The sequence below is a fragment of the Lactiplantibacillus sp. B652 genome (genome assembly GCF_023806745.1).
GTDB classification, from domain to species: Bacteria; Bacillota; Bacilli; order Lactobacillales; family Lactobacillaceae; genus Lactiplantibacillus; species Lactiplantibacillus pentosus.
In genome coordinates, this window is the sequence record NZ_JAMSKY010000009.1 from 63,072 (window position 1) to 84,665 (window position 21,594).

General features: G+C 46.8%; 20 protein-coding genes and 1 riboswitch. Of the genes, 7 read left to right on the forward strand and 13 right to left on the reverse strand.

Annotated elements, in window-relative coordinates; all coding sequences use genetic code 11:
- Positions 1-275: 275 nt before the first annotated feature.
- From MZO40_RS11580 to MZO40_RS11600, 5 genes are all read right to left on the reverse strand, one after another.
- Entirely contained in the window at positions 276-1,049 is a 774-nt protein-coding gene (locus tag MZO40_RS11580) for a D-alanyl-D-alanine carboxypeptidase family protein (RefSeq protein ID WP_105920554.1), read from the reverse strand.
- Positions 1,050-1,262: 213 nt separating this feature from the next.
- Positions 1,263-2,714 (reverse strand): amino acid permease, encoded by a 1,452-nt coding sequence (locus tag MZO40_RS11585; protein ID WP_050338985.1) that lies wholly within the window; start codon positions 2,712-2,714, stop codon positions 1,263-1,265.
- Positions 2,715-2,858: 144 nt separating this feature from the next.
- Positions 2,859-3,040: riboswitch (Lysine riboswitch) on the reverse strand.
- A gap of 58 nt (positions 3,041-3,098) precedes the next feature.
- Entirely contained in the window at positions 3,099-4,781 is a 1,683-nt protein-coding gene (gene alsS, locus MZO40_RS11590) for an acetolactate synthase AlsS (RefSeq protein ID WP_056952228.1), read from the reverse strand.
- Positions 4,782-4,966: 185 nt separating this feature from the next.
- Positions 4,967-5,491, reverse strand: a complete 525-nt coding sequence (locus MZO40_RS11595; protein ID WP_050338987.1) for an Rrf2 family transcriptional regulator — start codon at positions 5,489-5,491, stop codon at positions 4,967-4,969.
- An 11-nt stretch (positions 5,492-5,502) separates the two neighbouring features.
- Positions 5,503-6,048, reverse strand: a complete 546-nt coding sequence (locus MZO40_RS11600; protein ID WP_050338988.1) for a GNAT family N-acetyltransferase — start codon at positions 6,046-6,048, stop codon at positions 5,503-5,505.
- A 62-nt stretch (positions 6,049-6,110) separates the two neighbouring features.
- Here MZO40_RS11600 and MZO40_RS11605 point away from each other — a divergent pair, with 62 nt between their 5' ends.
- Complete coding sequence (locus tag MZO40_RS11605) at positions 6,111-6,908, forward strand: alpha/beta hydrolase (RefSeq protein ID WP_105961724.1); 798 nt, start codon at positions 6,111-6,113, stop codon at positions 6,906-6,908.
- A gap of 173 nt (positions 6,909-7,081) precedes the next feature.
- On the opposite strand, the gene MZO40_RS11610 is transcribed toward MZO40_RS11605, so the two are convergent.
- Positions 7,082-7,744, reverse strand: a complete 663-nt coding sequence (locus tag MZO40_RS11610; protein WP_252133304.1) for a phosphatase PAP2 family protein — start codon at positions 7,742-7,744, stop codon at positions 7,082-7,084.
- A gap of 262 nt (positions 7,745-8,006) precedes the next feature.
- Between MZO40_RS11610 and MZO40_RS11615 the strand changes: the two genes are divergently transcribed.
- Positions 8,007-9,044: an LCP family protein gene (locus tag MZO40_RS11615; protein WP_021337929.1), complete on the forward strand. Its 1,038-nt coding sequence runs from the start codon at positions 8,007-8,009 to the stop codon at positions 9,042-9,044.
- Positions 9,045-10,155: 1,111 nt separating this feature from the next.
- Here MZO40_RS11615 and MZO40_RS11620 read toward each other — a convergent pair.
- The 4 genes from MZO40_RS11620 to MZO40_RS11635 form a co-directional block, all read right to left on the reverse strand.
- Positions 10,156-10,614: a threonine/serine exporter family protein gene (locus tag MZO40_RS11620; RefSeq protein ID WP_003638039.1), complete on the reverse strand. Its 459-nt coding sequence runs from the start codon at positions 10,612-10,614 to the stop codon at positions 10,156-10,158.
- A gap of 23 nt (positions 10,615-10,637) precedes the next feature.
- Positions 10,638-11,381: a threonine/serine exporter family protein gene (locus tag MZO40_RS11625; protein WP_088769888.1), complete on the reverse strand. Its 744-nt coding sequence runs from the start codon at positions 11,379-11,381 to the stop codon at positions 10,638-10,640.
- A 211-nt stretch (positions 11,382-11,592) separates the two neighbouring features.
- Positions 11,593-11,793 carry a cold-shock protein gene (locus MZO40_RS11630; RefSeq protein ID WP_003638037.1) on the reverse strand — a complete coding sequence of 67 codons (201 nt, stop codon included), beginning with the start codon at positions 11,791-11,793 and terminating at the stop codon, positions 11,593-11,595.
- A gap of 250 nt (positions 11,794-12,043) precedes the next feature.
- Complete coding sequence (locus tag MZO40_RS11635; RefSeq protein WP_050338992.1) at positions 12,044-12,691, reverse strand: metal-dependent transcriptional regulator; 648 nt, start codon at positions 12,689-12,691, stop codon at positions 12,044-12,046.
- Positions 12,692-12,924: 233 nt separating this feature from the next.
- Here MZO40_RS11635 and MZO40_RS11640 point away from each other — a divergent pair, with 233 nt between their 5' ends.
- Complete coding sequence (locus MZO40_RS11640) at positions 12,925-13,269, forward strand: hypothetical protein (protein WP_003638035.1); 345 nt, start codon at positions 12,925-12,927, stop codon at positions 13,267-13,269.
- A gap of 467 nt (positions 13,270-13,736) precedes the next feature.
- Here MZO40_RS11640 and MZO40_RS11645 read toward each other — a convergent pair whose 3' ends face one another.
- Positions 13,737-14,201, reverse strand: coding sequence for a MerR family transcriptional regulator (locus MZO40_RS11645; RefSeq protein WP_021337930.1), 465 nt, complete (start codon positions 14,199-14,201; stop codon positions 13,737-13,739).
- Between the two features lie 129 nt (positions 14,202-14,330).
- Between MZO40_RS11645 and MZO40_RS11650 the strand changes: the two genes are divergently transcribed.
- Together MZO40_RS11650 and MZO40_RS11655 are read left to right on the forward strand one after the other, a co-directional pair.
- Complete coding sequence (locus MZO40_RS11650) at positions 14,331-15,812, forward strand: MDR family MFS transporter (protein WP_050338994.1); 1,482 nt, start codon at positions 14,331-14,333, stop codon at positions 15,810-15,812.
- The gene (locus MZO40_RS11655) at positions 15,812-16,534 is read left to right on the forward strand and encodes a DUF4811 domain-containing protein (RefSeq protein WP_050338995.1); all 723 of its coding nucleotides are present in this window, start codon (positions 15,812-15,814) and stop codon (positions 16,532-16,534) included. Before MZO40_RS11650 ends, MZO40_RS11655 begins: the two co-directional genes overlap by 1 nt.
- A gap of 1,922 nt (positions 16,535-18,456) precedes the next feature.
- On the opposite strand, the gene MZO40_RS11660 is transcribed toward MZO40_RS11655, so the two are convergent.
- Together MZO40_RS11660 and MZO40_RS11665 are read right to left on the reverse strand one after the other, a co-directional pair.
- A complete protein-coding gene (locus MZO40_RS11660; RefSeq protein ID WP_105961726.1) occupies positions 18,457-19,623 on the reverse strand; it encodes a hypothetical protein in 1,167 nt (388 codons plus the stop codon).
- Positions 19,624-19,890: 267 nt separating this feature from the next.
- The gene (locus MZO40_RS11665) at positions 19,891-20,109 is read right to left on the reverse strand and encodes a helix-turn-helix domain-containing protein (RefSeq protein ID WP_021337934.1); all 219 of its coding nucleotides are present in this window, start codon (positions 20,107-20,109) and stop codon (positions 19,891-19,893) included.
- Positions 20,110-20,567: 458 nt separating this feature from the next.
- Here MZO40_RS11665 and MZO40_RS11670 point away from each other — a divergent pair, with 458 nt between their 5' ends.
- Positions 20,568-21,272, forward strand: coding sequence for an AzlC family ABC transporter permease (locus tag MZO40_RS11670; RefSeq protein ID WP_252133294.1), 705 nt, complete (start codon positions 20,568-20,570; stop codon positions 21,270-21,272).
- Positions 21,265-21,591: an AzlD domain-containing protein gene (locus MZO40_RS11675; protein ID WP_050338998.1), complete on the forward strand. Its 327-nt coding sequence runs from the start codon at positions 21,265-21,267 to the stop codon at positions 21,589-21,591. The genes MZO40_RS11670 and MZO40_RS11675 overlap by 8 nt, the downstream gene beginning before the upstream one ends.
- Positions 21,592-21,594: the final 3 nt, after the last annotated feature.

Here is a 21,594-nt window from a genome sequence, read left to right on the forward strand (position 1 = left end):
CATGATTAAAGCGTGCTGGTTTTCAAGGTCAAAAGCGGCCGTTCCGCCACCATGCGATTGGCTTCCTGGCTGTAGCGACCGACAAGCACAAGCCAAACAGCTATCACGTTTTAATTTCATGCTAGATGATGACTAGCGTAATTCGTAACTTCATGCCCACTAAAAAAGGCATCCCCCAGATTGGAGATACCTACTCAATTTGCTGATCAAGAACATCCGCGACTTAGGGGCGTAACCCCGTTTATATCGCGTCAGTCATGTTCCTAAGCTAAGTATTACTTAGCCGCCTTTTCACGTGCCTTTAACAGGCTCACGTATTGTTCCAAGGTCAGGTTGTGCTTGGTCATGAATTGGGCACTCTTTTTGCCGACGTAGCGGAAATGCCATGATTCATAATCAATCCCCGTTGACTTGGTCCCGCTCTTCGTAAAGCGTAGTACGAAACCGTAGTCTGGGGCGTGCTTGATTAACCATTGTTGCCCTTTGTTCTTGTCTGATGAAGAGAGCAACTGATTGCCATGCGTGTTATACCAATGCGTGTTCATGATATCAGCGGCTAAGCCGGTCTCATGCTCACTACCACGTGGTACCGCCACGTATTCTTTCGTCAGCTTCAAGGCTTCTTTGGCCGACTTGCCCTCGTTCTCATAGGTTTGAATCGATTGACTCCAAACCTCTTTTTGATAGGCAACGGACCGGTAACCAGAAACGATGGTTGCCGGGTACCCGGCCTTCTTAGCGCCAGCCATGAAAGCTTCCAGCGGCTTGACGATGGATGTCCGGACATCGATCCCGTTGACACTCGACTTACTGAAACTCATTTCTGAGCGCTTGTTCCACTTGTTGACGACAACCAAATCAGCATCCGTCGACTTGACGCCCTTCGGCAATTCACTGATCAATCGTTGTCGTTTGGTCTGCGTCTTGGTCGTTTTCGCCGAACTGCTTGATGATTTTGACGCACTCGACTGGCTGTTAGCGCCACAACCACTCAGGACGCCGACTAACGTTACTAATGCTAAACCTCTTACTAAATTACGCTTCCACATTTCTCTCGCTGCCTTTCTCTGTCCTAGCTTAGCATAGAGGACGGATTTAAAACTTGTTTTCCAGTCGATATTTGATAATTTTTAATGATTTTTTCATTTAGATCGTTCATCAATCCTCGCATAATCATATCTAATTTGATTGCCAGCCGACTCCCCGTTTGACAAAAAATGCACCTAACTCCAACTGCGAGTTAAGCACATTCTAAACACGAGTTAATCTTTACCATGATGATGGCGGGTTAAGTCAACCTTATCCAGCGGAATCATTTTGGTATGATAACGAATCTTGTAATAGACGTATAACACAATAAATAATGGGATACTCATGTAAGTGACCCCGATGGCTTGCCAGTCCAGTGTCGCAAAGGAATGCAAGTCTTGTCCAATAATGACGACCAAGCAGAGGATAAAGGCGAACCATGGCCCAAATGGGAACCACTTGGCATGGTAACGCAACTCACTGAGCTGATGGCCCTGCTTGACAAACGCCCGCCGGAACCGCAAATGTGAGATGGCAATTCCTAACCAGGCGATGAAGCCGGTCAATCCACTTGCAGACACCAAGAAGATGTAGATTCGTTGACCAAACAGGCTCGATAGGAACGTCAAGAGGCCAATGACCGTGGTTCCTAATAATGCCATGATTGGAATTCCACGCCGGTTGACCCGACCGAACGTCTTTGGCGCGTAGCCTTGTAATGACAAGGAGTATAGCATCCGCGTCGACGCATACATCCCTGAATTGGCTGCAGACAGGACGGAGGTCAAAATCACCGCGTTCATGACACTGGCAGCCGCTGCCAACCCGGCTCGTTTGAAGACTAAGGTAAACGGACTGATCGCAATATCACTCGCTGATGAACCCAGCAAGTCCTTAGACGTATAAGGAATAATGGCCGCAATCACAAAGATGGCCAAAATGTAGAATAATAAGATCCGCCAAAAAACTTGTTTGATGGCCTTCGGAATACTCTTCTCCGGCGTTGCGGATTCGCCCGCGGTAATCCCAATCAATTCCGTCCCCTGGAATGAAAAACCAGCGACAACGAACACGCTGAGAATCGTTGGAATTCCGCCCACAAATGGCGCCTTTTTATACGAGAAGTTGCTGAGGCCCGTCGCGTGACCACCCATGATGCCGACGATCGTCAACACCCCGATGACCAAGAAGACCAGGACCGTCACAACTTTGATCAGTGAAAGCCAGTATTCCGTCTCGCCAAACGACCGCACCGACAAAGCGTTGATCGTAAAAATCAAGACTAAGGCAATCAGACTGAAGACCCAGCCGGGCACGGTCGGCAACCAGAATTGCATGACGATTGCTGCCGTACTGATATCGACTGCCAGCGTAATCGCCCAGTTGAACCAATAATTCCAGCCCATCGCAAATCCCAGCGCTGGGTCGACAAACTTGGTTGCATACGTTGAGAACGACCCGGAGACTGGCAAGTACGTTGCCATCTCACCCAGACTCGTCATTAAAAAGTAGACCATGATACCGATGCCGACGTACGCCAGTAGCGCCCCGCCTGGCCCGGCCGTTGAAATTGCAGAACCGGATGCCACAAACAGGCCAGTCCCGATACTACCACCTAGTGCAATCATGGATAAGTGCCGGGTCTTTAAGGACCGGTGCACATCCTGATGTTGTTCTTCTGCCATTGCAGAACCTCCAAAAATCGATTTATATCTAAAAGTGTTCACACCGATTCAGGTTTAGCACAACCAAAATAAAAAGCCTTCTTGCAACGCGAAAACGTGCGCAAAAAGACTTTAATCAGATTGATTGACATAATTGCTGATTTCATCGTCGATAGCGCCCCGCAACTATTCTAGCTGCGACAGTCCTTGATTTATTCAACCAAGGCCCAACGGATAAATCGGTCATAGATTCATCTATTTCGGCGGTTGCCCCGTTCACTGACCTTCACTAGTGATGACCCACTTCTAGTCAGTTACTATTGTTAACCGCGTCCTCTTCTTTCGATATACTCAACCATTATATCCGACCAGTCCTCATTTGACAACCGGTCTTAATCGTTAATTTTAATAAAATTGATCTGGCAACATCGTCTTACCTAAAGCCTTGTTGTCAGAGTAGTCGATTGGAATGTCCACAACGACTGGACCATCCGTGGCAAAAGCTTGATCGAGCACCTTTTCTAGGTCAGCAGGTTGGTTGACCCGTAAACCGGTGGCACCAAAGCTTTCAGCATACTTGACAAAGTCGACTGGGCCAAAGTGCACGGCCGCATCTTCACCGTACTTCATCTCTTCTTGGAACTTCACCATATCGTAGGTCCCATCGTTCCAAATCAAGTGCACGATGTTTTGCTTCAAGCGCACAGCCGTCTCAAGTTCCTGAGCGGAGAACAAGAAGCCGCCATCACCCGAAACGGAAACAATCTGGGTGTTTGGCCGAACTAGCGCTGCGGCAATCGCCCATGGTAGTGCGACACCCAAAGTCTGCATCCCGTTACTGAACAGTAAGTGGCGTGGTTCATAGCTCCGGAAATGCCGTGCCATCCAGATGTAGTGACTCCCGACATCAACGGTGACCGTCATTTCATCACTGACCCGTTGTTGCAAAGCTGCGATGACTGATAGCGGATGATTTAGCTTAGACTGCTTATCAATATTAGGCACAAAGTCCCGCGTTTGCAGGCGTTCTTGTAATTCACTCAAATACGATTGGGCATCATCACTGATGTTATAACCCTTCATGTATGGTAACAAGAAGTCCAGAGTCTGCGCGATGTCTCCAATCAATTCCGTCTCTGGTTGGAAATTATGATCAAGTTCCGCGCGCATGGCGTCAATCACCACGATGCGGGCCTTACCTTCTGCATTCCAGTTACGTGGTTCGTATTCGATTGGGTCATAACCCACCGCAATGACCAAGTCAGACTTCTTCAATAACATGTCCCCTGGTTGGTTCCGGAATAAACCGACCCGACCAAAGAAATGGTTGGCTTCCAAATCACGTGAAATCACACCGGCTGCTTGAAACGTCTCGACAACTGGTAAGTTTGCGGCCGTCACGAGGTTGCGAATCGCCTTAGTGACTTCTGGTGAGGAAGCACGCATCCCAACTAATAAGACGGGTAACTTGGCTGCTTTGATCTTTTGTGCCAGTAACGTGGCTTCAACTGGACTAGCAGGTCCTAATTTTGGTGCTTGAATCGGTGTGATGACCGGCGTCCGAACGATTGAGTCCGTCACGTCTTGTGGAACACTGACGAAGCTAGCACCCTGCTTAGCCGCCGTGGCTTCCTGATAGGCATTTGCTAACACTTCAGAAATGTTTTCAGGTTCTTGGACTTCAGCACTGTACTTAGTGATTGGCTTGAACAGCGCCGCGTTATTCATACTCTGGTGAGTCAAACGTAACAAGTCGGCCCGTTGAACTTGCCCAGAAATCGCGAGGACCGGGTCCCCTTCAGCGGTGGCAGTCACTAAGCCGGTTGCTAAATTACTAGCACCAGGACCAGAAGTGGTCATAACGACCCCGGGTTTACCCGTGATCCGGCCAATTCCAGCCGCAATAAAAGCAGCGTTTTGTTCGTGGCGCGTCACGATCAACCGCGGACTCTTAGGGTTAACGGGATGTTCTAAGCGTTCAAACACCCGGTCGATCTTGGCACCGGGAATCCCAAATACATACTTAACATCGTGGTTTACAAGGCTATCGACGATTGCGTCGGCCCCATAGTACTTTTTATCAGCCATGTTGATCTCCTCTATCTTGTGAAATTCATTGTTAGAATACCATAATTAATGCCTTAATAACAGCAATTTCCGCCTTGTGAAATAAAGTATATCTGATCGAAAATCAAATCCAAATACTAAAAGCGCGTCAACATTGATTTACCGATGGAAACCGCTCTCAAAATTTTTTAAGTTTGTAGGATGGCTCACTTGTTCGTTCGCATCCGCGCTAACAATCCGTTTAATTGCGCCATTTTGTCATCAGAATAGTTGGTCCAATCTAGGACCGGTATCTGCTGGACGGCTAACAATTCCTTGATGAGCGTGGCCAATTTTTGTTGGGCCAAAAAGTTCAGCCATAACTGGTCAGCTTGCGAAAAGATTTGATTAACGACCTTAGTCCCTTCATGGGCGACTGGTTCCACGTCCTTGAAAACTTGGTCAAAATAGCCGTAGTTCGGAAAGGTCTGCAGCGTCCCCTCGATGGCCGCGACCACGTCAGTAATTGAAATCTCTTCAGCTGGTCGTGCCAGGTGGACACCCCCGTTGTTACCACTAGTTGAGGTAACTAGTCCAGCAACGACCAATTTGCGAATGATTTTGCGAATATACGACGCAGAACCGCCGATTCGTTCGTGAAGCACGTCCGCTGTTAACGGAATCTCCGGCTGCTGTGTCGCTAGTAGTACGAGCACACAAGCCGCCTGTTCAAATGATTTTGCGAGTTGCATCTACCCATCTCCTAAACGTTTAATGCGACACAGTCATAAAATAATTCAGTCTGTCCAGGGCCAAACGGGGCGTACTCCGGATGTCGAACCGAATCATACTGGCGAAAATTAGCATGCAACAGAATTTGTTTGGATGCCGGATTATTGGCTAAACAACTGGCGGTAATGCGCCGCAACTGTAACGTTTCAAATCCGTATTTCAAGATGCGTGCTACCGCGGCGGTCATGATGCCCCGCTGCCAATACTGCGCGTTTAGCATGTACCCTAAATCCATTTCCTTAGCGGCTGGCTCACCAGTATTGGTCATCCGTTCATATAACCCAACACTCCCAATGACGTGCTGGGTCGCCTCTAGTTCAATCGCAAAGATCTGCGGGAGCTTTGCTTGTTGCTTTAACAAAAATTCGGCCTCCGTTAGACTGTGCGCCGGTGCAAAACCCGCCGACGCCGCAATCCGCGGGTCACGAACCAATTCATAGTAATCCGCGGTGTCCGCTAACGTAAATGGTCGTAGCGTGAGTGCTTCGCCTCGTGCCGTAACCGTAACCATGCCCATATCTGTTCCACCTGACTTGCGTTATAATAGTTATGTTAACCATATCAAATTGAGGTGATTGCATGCAAGTTATAACACAAAAATTAACCGCATCGAGCGCGCAATTGACCGGTTATTTGCATCAACCGGATGCTAACGCGCACCAAACGACCTTACCAGCAATCATTATTGTTCCGGGTGGGTCTTACACGCATATTCCAACAGCCCAGGCCGAAAGTCTCGCGATGGCGTTTGCGGGTCACGGCTATCAGGCCTTTTACTTAGAATACACCCTCCTCGGTGATCAACAACCGTTGGAATTGGCTCCCGTTCTCGACTTAGGACGCGCGATGGCCTTACTGCGCGCACACGCGGACGAATGGCACATCGATCCTGACCAGATCACACCGGCCGGCTTTAGTGTCGGCGGCCACATCGTCGCGCTCTACAACGATTATTGGCGGACCAAGGTGGCAACGGCCCTCGATATTGAGTCTGCAATGCTCAAACCCAAGTCCGTTATTTTAGGCTATCCTGTGATTAGTCCGAAACTCGGTTTTCCTAAAGATGACGCCACGATTGCAACTTGGACGGCTACTCCAGACGTGCTAGCAGCGGAACAACACGTCACGGCTGACAACCAGCCGACCTTCATTTGGGTGACGGCCGATGATCCAATCGTGCCCGCCGCAAATGCCTTGGCCTACACGACAGCCTTAGCCACTGCCGAAATTCCATACGAATTGCACGTCTTTAAACATGGGCCCCACGGTTTGGCACTCGCAAATGCTCAAACTGCTTGGAAACCAGATGCAGACCAGCCGCACGTCGCCCACTGGTTGACGTTAGCCCTCGAGTGGTTGGCGGATAATCGTCGCTAATCAGGCAGTCAGTTGTACCTTTATTTTAACGACAATCAAAGCTGAAAAAAACGTTTGTCCAGATTTCAACTCGATTTCACAGTTGAAACGGACAAACGTTTTTTAGTTGATTAACGTAACGATTTCGATTGGCGACTACTAACAAATCAAAAAATTAAATTCGTTAACATACCTTATAAATAGGAGCGATAAAATAACGGCCACTTGAGTAAGCCCGGCGCCCAAAAGACGTAAAACCACTGTATTACCTGGCTCCAGCTCCATGCCAGCAAGACCGCACCGATCGTATCAGTCGGGTAATGGGCGTTGAGATAGATTCGCGAGAAAATGACCAGTAACAGCCACACCACGCTACCCCATTTGACAATCATCGCGGCCCGATAACTTGGTAATTCCGGCACAACGAGCATGATAATGACGCTTACGAGAACAAACGTCCCCAGCACGTGGCCACTCGGAAAACTATAACCGGTATCTTGTGCCAGATGGCTGATGGGCCGGTCACGACCAACGAGGTGCTTAACGATAAACCCCAGAATCATCGCCCCCGCCATGTACGCCAGCGCCCAAAATGCTTGAATCTTGTACTTAAACCCATACATCAGGAAGGCCAGAATCAATATCCACAGCACATCCATTCCCGGTGACGCCAGCCAAGCAATGAGCTTGTAAAACACAGTCCAGATCCCACTATTACTGATTTGAACAAGCGACGTCAGGGCCACATCTAATAAATCAATTCCAATCGCGCCGTCACTAATAAAATAGCTCAGATAGGCAAATAGAATTACCCCAATGACAAACTTGACCGGCCGACTACGCGACTTATCGATCATCAAAACAAGAACCCCCATTTAATATATAAATTACCAAAATTATACCATAGTCTATTAATCGACTGAACGAATCCTTAATATCCACGGCTGAACCTTAAAAAAAAAGAAAGAAGTCGCAATTTCATCACGTTTTGTTAACAAAAAGGTTATGATTAATTTGATAATTCATCGGATTGCATCCTAATTCTTATGTGGATTCGGTATCCGACCGGTGAAAAAAATGCTAAACTATGAATAACTATTACCATTGGAGGAAGAGTTCATGGAAGACATGCCAAGTCGCTCAGAAATGCATCGTGACAAATCGCAGGGAAACAATTCACAGGGAAACGGCAAGGGACCGAAGAAAAAGCACCCTGTTCGTAATACGATTTTAATTATTATTGCCGTCCTATTAGTCGGAACCGGCGCGTTTGCTGCGCGGACCTACTTTAATGCTAAGAATGCGGCTAACACCGTATTCAAAAGCAGTGGGATCAAGAAATCTCGTAATACCAGTGCCGTTTTGAATGGTAAAAAACCCGTTTCGATTCTGTTACTCGGTACGGATACCGGGGCGCTTGGCCGGAACTATAAAGGTCGGACCGATACGATCATCCTAGCAACCATCAATCCGAAGACCAAGACGACGACCTTAATGAGTTTGCCGCGTGACTCCGAAGTTGCTGTTTCAGGATTTGAACAGGACTTCCCTACTAAGTTGAACGCTGCTTACGCATACGGTAGTGCTGGGACCACTATCAAGACGATTCAAAAATGGTTGAACGTGCCGATTGACTACTATGCCCTGATCAACATGGGTGGGATGAAGAAAGTCATCAATGAAATCGGTGGCGTGGACATCACCCCAATTCGGACATTCACTTACGAAGGCTACACCTTCACGAAGGGTCAAAAGGAACACATGAACGGGGCCAAAGCTTTAGCCTACTCACGGATGCGGTATGACGATCCGCTTGGTGACTACGGTCGTCAACAACGGCAACGGCAATTGATCACCGCTATTCTCGGTGAAAGTACCAGTGCTTCCAACTTGTTGAAACAAGACTTCCTCGATTCATTAGCTAAACAAACTCGGACTGACTTGACCTTCAGTAACCTGACCAGCATCGTTACCAACTACCGGAGCGCCACCAAGAACATCGTTTCCGACCACGCTCAAGGAACTGGTAAGATGATCGACGGCCAATCCTTCGAAGTTGTCTCACAATCTGAAAAGCAACGGGTCACCAACGTCCTGCGGAAATCACTTAACTTGAAAGCCGCTAAAACTGGTGAAAAGTTCGCCAACCAAAACTAATCACATCAACACTGATTATTGATTAAAAAAGGCGCTACTCACATCTCTTTAGAGATGTGGGTAGCGCTTTTCTATTGTCTGAAGTGGTGATGTTTAAAGCCACAAACCGCTGATACCCATTATGTTAGTTAATTCGGCTTTAATTATGATAAAAACGTGCTGGTTTCTAAGTTCAAAAGCGGCCAGCTGAGACCCGCTGGAAACAGTGCGAGTAAGCGTAACCTTGCAGTGGTGGCGTCTTCCTATGCCGGCTTCCAGGTGTTTCTGACAACGCTGGAACGCGATGGACACAGATTTAAGCCGAAAGCCCACGTCTTAAATACTGGTCTTCCACTAACCAAGCACAAAACGCTTGCTAAGTGGAATTTCATCGCTGAGCATTGTCAGAAACACCTTCCAGCCGGGCTGGTATTCGAAAGGCAGACATGTGCGGACCTAACTTTAATTGAACTGGTCGTTGTGTCCTAGTAAACAATCATTTTTGTAATGAACTGTAAGATTAGTTTCTGGTAAAAGCTATCATATTCACGTTCTAATCATGGGAGTCAGCAGTATTACTGCATATTTCAGAACTTTCTCTACTCACCTAAAATAACAAGGCCTGGGATACCAATCGAGAGGGAAATTCTATCGATCAATTTCGAGGATAGTGCCTTTGAAATCAATCTTAAGAATTTCGTACAAGTATTTAAGTCAGACAAGTCTTTAAGTTCAATAAATCAATAAAATCATCATCAATGCTGTTTTTAAGTTTACATGAAGGACCAGTCTCCTAATATTCGATGGCCAATTGTACCTAATTCGATGGTCGTTCATCCGCCATTCGAATGGCTTCCCGACTGGAGGGGCCGGCTGACAATGCTCAGTAGCCAAATTATTCTTAGTCGGAAGTGGGCTGCTTCCGGCTTAGAATAAGACTCGTATTTGAAATTGCGCAGTGGGTTTCTGCGTGAGTTCAAATCGATGTCGGCTTACGTTCCAGCAATTGTCAGCCGGCCCCGGAAGTCGGAATGGGACGCGCATCGGCTGACGAGCAGTAAACCCACCAACCAGCACGTTTTTATCATCTTGAATGCAGAATCGGATAACGGCCGCAAATACACTGACAGCCTTATGATTCCAAATGCTGTAAGCGCCACTGGCGAATGCAAAATGCAATTAACCGGTTCAATAATTCCGCTAATAAGAAGCCTAGTGCGATGGCACCCGTAATCATGATGACTTGTAGCGTAAAGGCAACGGCTTCACGGTAATTGCCCAACGCAAAGTTACGGACCATCTGATAGGCTTGACTTCCGGGCACGAACGAGACCAGACTCGGAATGTTGAAAATAATGGCTGGCATCTTTTTATAGCGAGCCGCTAAACTACTCAAGACACCGATGCCAACGGAACCAATCAAGCTTCCAAGCACAACGCCACCATCAAATGCCTGCACGATCAGATAACTCCCCCATGTCAGGGTACCAATCCAACCAGCAACATTTAAGGCTTGATGTGGAATATTAATAATTAGGCCAAAGCCCAGTACTGCAATGTATGCCAGCACTAATTGTCCAATTGTTCCCATCACTTACGACCTCCTACACGCAATCAAAATAACGTAATGACCACGGCAATGCCGAAGCCCAGGGCCGCCGCACTCAACATGGCTTCCACCCCACGGGCCGGGCCACTGACAAAGTTGCCGGCCAAGGTATCACGGACCGCGTTGGTCAACGGTACCCCGGGCACTAATGGCATCAGCGAACCGATGATAATATCATTGACGTTGGTCCCCCACCCAAGCTGGCAGACCCATTCTGCGCCTAATCCAATCAGCAGTGCGGCCGTCAATTCGCTCAAAAATTTGATTTTCAGATACCGATTTAATAAGTAAAAGACCAAGTAACCGACCGTTCCAATCAAAACGGTCGGCCACGTATTGATGGTTTCTTGTCGAAACATGATCATCAGTGGCCCACTGACTAGCGCGGCCCCAACGAGCTGCAGCCATAATGGAAACGAACGGGAGGCGGCATCTAACTGATTCAATCGGCGATACAGCGTTGGCAAATCAATCGTCGTAGCCGCAAATTCCCGCGATAATTGATTAACTTGTGCCACTTTCTCCAGGTCGATCGTCCGCTGATTGACGGCTGCAATCTGCGTCGCATTGCGGCCTTGAATCGACATCATGACGCCGGTAATCGTCACGTACGTATTCGCCGCGACGACACCCGCATTTTGTGCGATTCGCATCATCGTATCATCGACCCGCGAGATTTCCGAACCATTTTCGACCATGATTTTACCGGCTTTGAGGCAAGTCGCAATAATCATTTCATCCGTTGTCATTTGAACACCCCCACACACCACATTTCAGATTTAGTAACTTAACTGTAGCCAAAGTCGCGCCGTTAGTAAAGGCTTATTTCGCAACGAATCTGTTTGCCATCCTGGTCGCTGATCGCACCGCCCTGGCGATGACTGGCAACGCTCAAATGAGCGCAAAAAACCGGCGATGAGCATTTAATCTCATCACCGGCTTAAGCCATTTAAGCGTTAATTAGTCTTTAGTAACGTTAACTGCTTGTGGGCCACGATCGCTTTCTTCAACGTCGAAAGTTACGGCTTGGCCTTCTTCAAGGCTCTTGAAGCCGTCTTCTTGGATAGCTGAGAAATGTACGAATACATCGCTACCGTTTTCGCGAGTAATAAAACCAAAACCCTTATCGGCGTTGAACCATTTAACTGTTCCGTGTTCCATAATAAAAAATCCTCCTAGTGCATTTTGCACGTATAAATTAATGTAAATCATGATTCGGTACAAATGGGGATAGTTTATTGAAACGATCTGACCACAATTACCTAACCAAGCTACATGAGTAATTGTAGCATATTGTTTCTAAAAAAGGTAGTTAAACACTAGTTTTTCCACGAAATGTTTATGTGATGATAAATGAAACAGAATAACTAACTAATAATTAGTAATTTTGTTCGGAATATGACCACAAGTCTTATTTAACAAACACGTTGTGGGCCGCTTTAAAGCTAACCGGAATCTCTTCACCGGTGGCCTTAATGGAAACGGTCACAGGGCCTTCAAACGGATCATGCTTCAAAACCGTCACGTCCTGACCAATTTTCAGTGGCGTATCATGTAAGTAAACTAACAAATCATGGTTATCGATAAAGCGTTCAATGGTTACGGATTCACCATCCGCCGTATCCGCCAAACTCGTATGACTATCTTCTTGATAGTGGCCGTCCTTATCGGGAATGGCGCCACCGTGTGGGCAGTGCGTTGGGTGCCCTAAAAAGGCTTCCAAAGAATCGACTAGGCGCTCACTGGTAACATGTTCCAGTACTTCGGCTTCGGTATGCACATCAGGTAAGTCATAATCGAGCTTATCGACTAAGAAATCTTCCCAAATTCGATGTTTGCGCACCAAGGTCTCCGCATACCGGATACCCTTTTTCGTCAGTGAAATTCCCGCATACGGGGTATGTTTGGCGAGGCCTTCCTGCACTAATTTGCCGACCATTTCCGTTACGGAACCAGCCGCGATGTCCAAACTTAACGCAATCTGCTTGTTAGACACCTTTTTCTTCGTACCACCAAGCTCGAAAATAATTTTTAAGTAATCTTCCTTCATGGGGGTCATGAATATTCTTCACCTCAACTAAATAGTTACTGCTTTGATTAATCTATCGTATGACAAATCTCTTTTAAGATAATTCTACCATCTTACTACAATTAAGACACCAGTTCTAGCCCTAATCAACGACAAAGCTTTGAAATAATGGCCTAATCGTGACATAATTAATTGTAGCGCAAAATAACCCATTTGGTTACTAATTTAGAAACGTGCTTGTTCAACTAAGGAGGAACCGCATCGTGAATGATGATGCTCAATTATCAATTACGCAATTGGATGACGCTTTACAACATAAAGCTGTCGAAGATTTTGCTAAATTCTACGTCCCGCTGTTTGACGCTAACAACCTTGAAGTGATGTCAAATTTTGACGTTGCTGCGTACATGACGGATATCAATGAACACCTTACTTATGGTCGCTATATGACCAAAGCACAGCGTTTGAGTGATACGGTCAGCTTTTCGTTTACCGCTTACCTTAACCTGATCGACCGTCTCGACCAGAAATACTACACTAGCGGCAACCCGGCCCAACCATGGGACGAATGGCTCGCCACCCAATTTGCTCAAATCGCAAATTCATAGGGCACCCGCAGTTTTATCTCACACTAGAGGATTGAGTTGACCCCAATCCTCTTTTTTGATGTCCATTTTTTGACCGCCCAACACTGTCACAGCAACTCACTGGCAAGATTGCCACCGCTGCGGCCCCTCGTCGAGGCTAAGTATCAAAAAAGCCCCAAGCTTTCCCGCAGCACTTGGGACCTCTGGCAAGTATCATCACCGGGCGATTGAAGACTACTACTAGTTTCAATTACACGTTGTTTTATGCACGATTACTACCTAGCCGAGCTAGGCATCTCTCAGCGCTTATTCGCGCTCCGTTGTAAATCCTTTTGCAAAGTTAAACTTCAAAACACGACCAACATGACAACGGTCAACCCAGCCATAAGATCGGTTGACGAACGGGAAACTTAAATGCCCAAATGACTTACCGATACTTGCCAACTTAAATTTAACATTAATTAACCGGTTACACAAGCTGAAGGTCGCTAACCTTCCGATTTTGCCGGATACAGTCGATAATGTGGCTTACCATCTAAAATATAGCAGTACAATTGTTGGGTCTGGTCCTCATCAAAGTAACCGAGCTTGACCATGTGATGCCCATCGCGTTCCTCAATCCCTTGAAAGGCCGTCATCATGAAGATGCGCATCATCTCCATCTGATTACTATAGCCATTGGCCCGTTCGACCGCAGCCGCCAGTGTGAATCCTTCATCTAACATCATCTTTACAAAATGCACGCGCATTAACGTGCCATACGAATAGCGGTGGGTCGTGTTCTTCTCACCTGTCTGCAAACTATGAATATAATTTTTCTGTTCCCAGTAGCGTAATTGGGTCTGGGAGACCCCCGTCATTTTCGCTAAATCAGTGATACCAATCGTAAACTGGTGCTTGCGCAGTTGGTCTTTGAATTTTTTGAAAAATACGCCATCTTCTTGATTATCCACGGGTCAACCTCTTTTCTAACATTTTCAATACTCAGTATATGGTTTTTAATATTAATGTCAAGTTTGTTGACAAAAGCAATAAATCCGATTATATTAGACAACGTACTTTTTTAGAGAGAAGAGATTTACTTGTCAACTCCTGTTGATACGCATGGGAAGCCGTATAATCGTGGCTTGCTCATTGCAGTTTTGTTAGTCGGTACCTTTTGTACCGTCCTTAATCAAACGATTTTAACCACTGCCTTCCCAACGTTGATGAAAGATTTTGATATTACAACGTCGACCGTTCAATGGTTAACAACCGGGTTTATGTTAGTCAACGGGATTATGATTCCCGTTAGTGCTTGGTTGAGTTCACGTATTTCTACCAAGTGGCTCTACCTGTCAGCAATGGGGATTTTCGAAATTGGAACCATCATTTGCTGGACCGCACCTAACTTCGGGACTTTACTTGCCGGACGTCTCATTCAAGCCGTCGGTGTTGGGGTCACGATGCCGTTACTTCAAACTATCATGTTATCGATCTTCCCCGCTAGCAAGCGTGGTGCTGCCATGGGGACTGCCGGAATCGTTGTCGGCTTAGCCCCAGCGATCGGCCCAACCTTGTCTGGGTGGGTCATTGATAACTTATCATGGCGTGATTTATTCGGTTTGATCGTCCCAATCGTGGCAATCGTCTTGATTGCCGGCCTGTTCTTCATGGCGAACGTGCTTGAAACGTCCAAACCAAAATTAGACTTTGCTTCACTTGTTTTATCGACGATTGGTTTCGGGAGCCTACTCTATGGTTTTTCATCCGTTGGTGACAATGGTTGGACTTCCACAGTTGTCCTCTCAACCTTGATCATCGGGGTCATCTTTATTATTGGGTTCATCTGGCGTCAATTAACAATGGAAAATCCATTCTTACAATTACGCGTCTTCAAACACGCTGAATTTACGATTGCCGCTGTTTTAAGTTCCGTTGCCAACATGGCGATGGTCGGAGCCGAAATGGTTATTCCGCTCTACTTGCAAATCATTCACGGCTTCTCAGCATTTGAATCCGGACTGTCACTCTTGGCTGGTGCCCTAATGATGGGGATTATGAGCCCAATTACTGGCCGGGCCTTTGACCGTTTTGGTGCCAAACGTTTGGCCATCTTAGGGATGTTCCTATTAACCATCGGGACGTTGCCATTCGCCTTCATTACACGGAATACGGCCACCGTTTATATCGTGGTCTTGTACGCCGTTCGGATGTTCGGGATCGCCATGGTCATGATGCCATCAACCACTGCCGGGATGAACGCCCTGCCTGTTGAATTGATGGGACACGGGACTGCCGTTAACAACACGACCCGTCAAATTGCTAGTTCAATTGGGACCGCCATTTTGACTTCTGTGTTGTCTAACGTGACGGATGCCACCAAACCAGCGCACAGCTTGATCAAGAGTAACCCACTCGGCTACCAAGATAGCTATTACAACGCTACGTTGAATGGTTACCACGCCGCATTCTGGGTTGCCGTGGGCTTCTCAGTCGTTGGTTTGATTGTTGCCTTCTTCATGAAGAACAAGCAACACTCCGTTAAACCAGTCATGAACAACACTAAGGAGGTGAACGACTAATGATTCTCGTCTTACTCGTTGCCAGCGCAGTTGCGCTCTTCCTATCATTTATCTACGTTCACCGAACCAGTTTGCGAATTAGTTTATCGGTCGTTTTCGGAATTTTGCTCGTAGGCTCGATCTTCTTCATTTCATTGAATGACGGTCAGCACTACGGGATGGTCAAAACGACCACGACGACCACTAAGTCCTTGAAATCAGCTGGTAGTAGTAAGCAATTAGACTTACTGCTCTACCAAAGCGTCGGGACTGCCGATAAGCACCGGGTCTACATTTACAAGAACACCACGAACCAGAAAAAAGTGAGTCACACGACTGCGAGCGTCAAGACTGCTAACCAAGTCAAAACGACGACCGCAACACCAAAACTGGTCACTAAGACCACGCGGTGGACGTATCAAAGTAACGCGATGAAGTTCTGGTTCGGCTTAGCCAACAATGATAAACAGTTGATCAAGCGCACCAATTACTTCTACATCAACAAGAGCTGGGTCGTCTTAAGTACCACTCAAGCCAAACAATTCAGCAAGTTGATGAAGCAACAACAAGCGACCCTAAAAGCACGTGCGAAAGTCTACGTCGCTAACCAAGTCAAAGCCGCAATGGCTAAGAACCCGTCAATGACTAAGGCCCAATTGGCCAAAGTTCAAAAGGCCGCTGCTGCCCAGTACCAAGCCAATGCGATCCAAAGCATGGTTAAAACGGTCAAGGCTAGCAAATAAGGTTCATTAACAGTTGCATATCGACACAAAAGCCCCGGCAGGTCCGGGGCTTTTGTTGTCTCTCGAATGATTTGGGAGTGTGAGGTCCAGACGGGTTGGGACTGAGGATTAGCCTAGCTAGAGCGTTAAGCGGTGAATTTCCGCTTGGCGTTCTGGCGTAGCTAACCGGAAGTCCCAGTCTGGCCCGAACACGTTTCGACAATATCACTGGCAAAAAACAGTTCAATAGAAGCTTCGTCAACCAACAATTTGTTCGATAATCAGACCATAATTCAGCGGGAGTAGTCGCCAAAGAATTAGCGCGTCGGTTAGCCATGACACGCATTGTGCTAGGTTTAGCATTAAAAATGATTAAATCATGCAAATTGTTTGGTTTACTGTTCGTCTGTTGGCGATCGTCCTAATCCGACTTCCGGGGCCGGCTGACAATGCTGGAACGTAGCCGACGTCGATTTGAACTCACGCAGAAAGCCGCTGCGCAATTTCAAATACGAGTCTTATTCTAAGCCGGAAGAAGACCACTTCCGACTAAGAATAATTTGACTACTGAGCATTGTCCGGCGGGCCGGCCAGTCGGGAAACCGCTCGAATGGCGGATGAACGGCCACCTATCTGGGTACAATTGGGCATTGAATTTTGAGAGACTGATCCTTCCGGTAAAGGCTTAATCAGTATCGATAATGGTTTATGGTATTTAAATGCTAGGAGGATTATTTATTAACTTCAATAGCAACTAATCTTGAAATCAGTCGATAGAATTGGCTTTCGTTTAGCATGTAGTCTTTGCTATTTTAGGTGATTAGACAAGATCCATATAACGTCTCGGCAACGCTGCTGTTTCGCGAACACGAGTCTACCAACATGGCGACTAGTGGGGCCCGGCTTTACAGTTAGATGTCAAATGGCTGTTTACTTAAGCGTCAACGACCAGCTCCTCAAAGGTTGGGTCCGCACATGTCCGCCTTTCGAATACCATCCAGGCTGGAAGGCGTTTCTGACAATGCTCAGCGATGAAATTCCACTTGGCAAGCGTTTTTGGCTTGGTTAGTGGAAGACCAGTATTTAAGACGTGGGCTTTCGGCTTAAATCTGTGTCCATCGCGTTCCAGCGTTGTCAGAAATGCCTGGAAGCCGACATAGGACGCGGCTACAACAGAAAGTTTACGGGAACTCGCACTGTTTCCAGCGGGTCTCAGCTGGCAGCCCTTGAACTTTGAAAATAGCATGATTTAATCATGATTCATGACAAATCAACTAACACCATGCGTGCCATGACGAGCATTTACAAAACCTTCATACTTATTTTCCAAAACAATACACAATGTTTACCGAAAACCCGTTTTTGTTGGAATCCGCAAATGATAAGATAATGACACATCAAGTTGCTGGACCTAAGCAGTTACTGCACCACACTATCAAAATGACATGGTGCTTAATCTAGCTGGCATTTATACAATGCGCGTGCCTGCTAAGACTAATCGCCTCAAAGGAATGATTATGTGCCCAACTCAACGCCAGTGTGGCTTTGGCTTCTGATGACCACCATATTCTATGTCACACTTTATATCGCAGGTAAAAAATACGCTGATCGTTTTATCTTTAGACAGCTACGCCGCTTTGGTTGGCTAATAGGCTTGGGTCTCCTAGCCTATTTTATTCTCAGACAAGTCCAATACCCGGCCGGCCTATTAGGAAACATGGTCATCATCTTGATGGGCATTCTGACAATTTGTCTGTTTCGACTCCGTACAAAGGGTAGCTGATAATCGCTAATCAGTACCAAATAAACACTGATTCAGTGAACGATTACAATTCTACTAACAAAACGAGCGCCAACGTTGGTCACTTCAGGCCAGCGTAGGTGCTCGTTTTTAGATTGGCTATGATTGTTTGGTCTCAAACTCACTACTATAATTAAACGATTTACGCAAACGATTGGTCCGTTATTGCTGGTTCAGCTGGTACTGGATTAATGAGGCCCTGGACGTCGTCGTAATCTTCGTCGTCATCACCATCGTCATCGTCTTCATAATCAGTGTCATCATCAGACTCAGTGTCGGAATCGTAATCGTCATCGTCTGACGCAGCGCCATCATTAGCGTAATCATCGTCAGTTTCAGATTCTTCATCACTATCATCCTCGTACTCGGAATCACTAGTGTCGTCTCCGTAATCATCATTTGAATCTTCATCGCTGTCTGACGCATCATCATCGGTATCACTGTAAGTATCCGAGTCACTGTCGTAATCCTCATTTGAATCAGTATCGTCATCGTCAGTGTCCGCAGTATCTTCATCAGAATCATCCGTGTCGTCATCGGAATCGTTCGTTTGCGTCTCAGGATCCGAATCGGCATCACTGTCGTCGTACTCGTCATCCAACCAGTCGACCGCATCATCGATATCACTATCGTCTGCAAAGAGCGCCAAAATGAACCAGTCTGGCACGTCGGCTAACGAATCCATGTCCCACTTATTTTTGGCAGCGGCAATCTTCTGGCGCAATGCCGCCGCTCGCTTCGCTTCAGCCGCACTAACTTTCAAGTTTGTCTTGGCCTTCTTGGCGGCAGCTAACAACTGCTTGACCTTAGGCTTCAGCGCTTTCAAATAGGGCTTTTTATGCCAGTTGATGGCTGCACAGCGTTTGAGCACGTCCGCTGAATACTTGCCGTTTTTGACCTTTAACTGAGCCTGAATATCATCCGATAATTGTTGATATTCCTGATAATCACTGGTGACGGTCGTTTTTAACCGTTTCAACTTGGTCTTCAAACTAGTAGCCCCGTTGGCGATGTTGACCCCCTTATCAACCGTCGTTAACGCTGCTTTGAGCTCCCCCGACTTCAACTTAGCTTTGGTCGTCAAATAGGCCTGGGTTTGATCGCGGTAGGCCTGCGCCTGAGCGTCTTTGGGCTTCTGCGTTAAAGCGTTATCAAAATACGTCAGCGCTTTTTGGTACTTATTCTCAGCGACCGCGTTTAGCCCATTCTCAATGGACCGTGAATAATCCTTATTACGGCAGCCAGCCAACCCGACCACCATCAAACATAACAGCATTAATAATGCGACTTTGTGCTTCCCCGTTTTCATCCCTGCTTCACTATCCTTTTGATTGATGATTATGCTCAAATAAGTATACCGTTAGTCACTGGATCCTGCTAGCTATTATTAATTTATTTGTATTCGATTTGAACCGCATTTTATCAACCAGTAACATTGCTGCGGATGAGACCTGCAGCTAAAACAACGGCGGACCCGTCAATTGCTGATGCGTCCGCCGTTTCTAGCTATTTCAATTTCCATAAAAAAACAATCACACCGATTCAAGCAAGCCTCGACGTGATTGTCATGAGTTCATTATTGTGCTGCACACTGTTCACAAAGTGGCATTAAATCTTTCAAATCCTCAACGGATGAGCCATTTTCTAAGAAGCAATTGACCATATCTAGCCAATATTCATCATCGGCACTAAAATGCGCGTTGACATCTTTGCAAGGTAATAACCCGGCCTTGGTGTAGGCGATGATTTTATCAGCAGCGACCCCACTATGGGCTGCTAATTGTTCCAGAGTCATTTCTCCCACCATTTGTCCTTTCAAAAAATCAATGTGATTATGTTACGCCCGCCACTATATAAATGCAAGCAAAAGTTTTATGGGCAATTAATTAAATTTTAGTGATAATTTTCTTCATTATTTTCACCAACTATAGTACACTGAAATTTAACCGTCCCTGCATCTGATGACGTGGCCTGGTGAGGACTCGTGACCACCAGCAACTGGGTAATTACCAGACCCCACTGGCTATTCGCTAAACATGCTACATCATAGTGCCCAACTTATCAGGCTGTTTAACAACCGACGCGCACGCTAATCTAATTAACGTTACTCGGACAGTCTAATTGAATGATCGACTAGCTGCTTTCCCGAAAATCAGCGTCGAATGCCACTAGCCACATGGTGATACATAGGATTGCAGCCGACCGCGCGCAAATCAATAGCAAATTAATCATTAAAATTGGAGGTCAACGTGTATGGATTCTAGTTTATCTTTTCGTTCCGGCGTCAAGGACGTCATCCCCACCGTCTTTGGTTATATCTGCGTCGGCCTTGCGATGGGAATCGTCGCCAATACCAGCCACCTATCCGTGTGGGCGGTTTTGTTGATGTCGCTAATTGTCTACGCCGGTTCAGCGCAATTTATTATTGTCAGCATGCTCCTCGCTGGCAGCCCTATCTCAGCCATTGTCCTGTCGACTTTTTTAATCAACTCGCGAATGATTCTGATGAGTATGTCGGTCGCCCAGTATTTCAAAAAAGATTCCTTATTGCAAAACGTCGGCCTCGGGTCACTACTGACTGACGAGACGTTTGCGCTCAGTATGAACAAACTCAACCAGACGGATCAACAGCTTAATCCGCACTGGTTGCACGCCGCCAATCTAGTCGCTTATTTGGTCTGGGCTGCCGCCACCGTGGTCGGGTGTTTGCTGGGCAACCTGATCAGCGACCCCGACCAATTTGGGCTGGACTTCGCCGTTGTCGGCATGTTCATTGGCTTACTTTACTTACAAATCATTACCGACCGCAGCAAATCACTGCCGACGCAGCTGTGGGTCGTGTTATTCGTGGCACTTGCGATGTATTTTTTGATGCGCTGGATGCCTGGTAATCTGGCCCTGATTTTTGCGACCCTCCTCGGTTGCGGCTTTGGAATGGTGGTGAGTCAAGATGAGTAGCTACATTTTAATCACGATTTTACTTTGTGGCCTCGTCACCTGGCTCTCACGGATCGTCCCGTTTGCCATCATTAAAAATCTGACGGTGCCCCACTGGTTGATCAACTTTCTATCCTTTGTTCCGGTCGCCATTATGACCGCCATTTTTGTGGAAAGCCTACTCGTTTATCACGCTGGACACTGGCCAGGCTTCAACTTACCTAATATTTACGCATCGATTCCGGCCGTGCTGGCGGGCGTGCTGACAAAAAGCTTGCTGGCAGTCGTCATTACCGGCATCGTCGCTATGGCCGCCCTACGCTTCGTCGGTTGGGGTTAATCA